Consider the following 2431-nt stretch of genomic DNA (forward strand, 5'->3'; position numbering starts at 1 on the left):
GTGACCGTCTCGCTGACGTCCTGGCCTGCACCGGCAAGTTTTCAAGCTATTTCGTGCAGGGCTCCAGCGGCACCGGCGGAGGCATAATCGACGCAGGATTTACCGGCATAAAAAAATACACCGTCACATTAGGCTCGGCGTCCGACATCGCCGGCAGCCTGAAATTCCACATCGGAAACAGCAACGACGCCGACGTGTCTTTGACTCTCGCCTCCGTGAAGCTTGAAATCGGCGACGTCTCTACACTGAAAGATACGGACGTGGCCGACTACGCCGAACAAGAGATGATATGCCAGCGCTATCTGGTGCCAATCTCCGCCGCGCAGCGCTTCCGGCTCGAAAGCTATACGTCGGACGTTCTCCAATTCCACATCCCGACGCCGCAGCGGATGCGCGCATTGCCGACGGTGGAAGATGTATCGGCGCTGTCAATTAAGACTCTTGCGGTAGTCGGCAGCGGCGTATCGATATCCAGCATAGAGACGCTGCGCCGCGACCCAGACGTATTCCTGCGTGTGAACGCGCCGTCGCACGGGCTCACCGACTGTCTGCTCTACGCTAACAGCGCGACGTTCCTGAACGCGGAGCTGTAGGAGGAATAAGACATGTACAAAGTATACGTAAAAACAGATGCGGCGGACAACGTCGTATCCGTCAACTCCGAAGCCTTCCTGCCCGACCCCGTGCCGGCCGGCTGGATAGAGGTGGACGAAGGCGAAGGCGATAAGTATCACCACGCGCAGAGCAACTATTTTAGCAAACCGCTGATGACAGACGACGGCAAATATCAGTACCGCATAGCGGACGGCGCGGTCGTAGAAAACGACGTATCGCCGACGTTGGACGAATTGAAGGCGAAAAAGCGCGCGGAAATGGCCGCGGCGCGTTACGCCGCTGAAATATCCGGCATAACGCTCTCGGGCGCGGTTATCCGCACCGACCGCGAAAGCCAGGCGCTCATAACGGGCGCGGCGCTCGCGGCGTCGCACGACGAAAACTACTCGGTCACGTGGAAGGCGAAAAACGGCTTCGTGACGCTCACGGCGGCGCAGATAATAGCAGTCGCGCAGGCGGTGCGGGCGCACGTAGAAGCCTGCTTCGACCGCGAGGCTGAATTGCAGACGGCGATAGAGGCGGCGGAATCCGCCGAAGCGCTCGACGAAATCACATGGGAGGCGTAGATATGAAAACAATTAGTAAACATATGCGGGGGGGGGGGCACTGTGAGTTTGTAAGCCTTACAGCGCTGACCCAAAGTATACACAACATGACGGGAGCGGGTGGGCGCCATGTCGAATAAGCTCGTATTCCAAAGGCGCACGGCTGCGGGGTTGCAGACCGTCGGCGAGTACTTCGCGGCGTATGAGAAGCGTAACATGCTGGACAACGCGGACTTCCGCAATCCGGTCAACCAGCGTGCGGAAAGTGAATATTCGGTGAGCCGCAAATATACGCTCGACCGCTGGGCGTTATATACGTCCGGCGGCAGCGTGCGGAGAAACAGCGGCTACGTCACGCTCTCCTGCACGAACGGCGCGGCGTATATGATACAGCCGATACGACTCGTCGGGCTCGCGGGGCGGACGGTTACGCTGTCGGTGCAGCTGCTCGCCGGCTCCGGCAGAATAGGCGTCTTCGCGAACCCGGACATATACAGCGTCGCGAACCCGACGAGCAGGGCGATGAGCGGCGCGGGCGTACACAGCATAACGGCGGTCGTGCCGTCCGACGCGTCCGGCTACCTCTGCGCGTATATATCCTGCACCACCGGCGAGACGCTGAACATAGCGCGGGCTATGCTCGAGTACGGAGACGAGAGCACGCTGGCGCAGGCGGCTCCGGGGAACTACGATACGGAACTGCTCGCCTGCCTCCGCTACGCGATGGCGATAAGCACGCCGAGCCGCTTCCGCATGACGAACTATTCGACGACTTATTTGGATTTCAACATCCCGCTTCCTGCGTCGCTGCGTTCAGCGCCGAGCCTTGAATCCGGCGAGTTCCAGCTGCGCACGCTGTCGATGGGCAGCGTCTCCGGCTTGGCGATTTCGAACGTGGAGTTCATCTCGTACAACCAGACGCTCGGCGTGCGAGTGACTACGGACGTGGCGCACGGGCTGACGGACGCCGTGCTGTACGTGCCTTCGAGGGTGATCATTTCAGCAGACATTTAATAAAGGAGCGAAAACAATGGACGTAAAAATGGCTGTGGTCTGGGCCGGCGTGATAGCCGGCTCTTGTCTTTTCTGGGGCTGGGCTCTGTCCCGGCTGATATAGGGGGAATGCAGCATGAATGACGAAACGCTCGAAGTGACGTTGTCCCAGCTGTCGACGCAGCTGGAGAAGTTCGAGGAGAAGAACACAGCCTCGCACAAGGAGCTGTTCAACCGCCTGTCCGAAATAGAGAAAACGCAGGCGCGGCTGGACGTCG

General features: G+C 59.5%; 3 protein-coding genes. All 3 read left to right on the forward strand.

Features of this window, described 5'->3' with window-relative positions:
• Nucleotides 1–593 (forward strand): hypothetical protein (locus EH55_RS14405; RefSeq protein ID WP_037975233.1); only part of this gene is annotated, 593 nt, incomplete at its 5' end.
• Nucleotides 594–605: 12 nt separating this feature from the next.
• Nucleotides 606–1181 carry a DUF4376 domain-containing protein gene (locus tag EH55_RS13380; protein ID WP_051682650.1) on the forward strand — a complete coding sequence of 192 codons (576 nt, stop codon included), beginning with the start codon at nt 606–608 and terminating at the stop codon, nt 1179–1181.
• A 108-nt stretch (nt 1182–1289) separates the two neighbouring features.
• Entirely contained in the window at nt 1290–2174 is an 885-nt protein-coding gene (locus EH55_RS04635) for a hypothetical protein (protein WP_037975235.1), read from the forward strand.
• Nucleotides 2175–2431 lie beyond the last annotated feature (257 nt).

This window comes from Synergistes jonesii (assembly GCF_000712295.1).
Classification (GTDB): domain Bacteria; phylum Synergistota; class Synergistia; order Synergistales; family Synergistaceae; genus Synergistes; species Synergistes jonesii.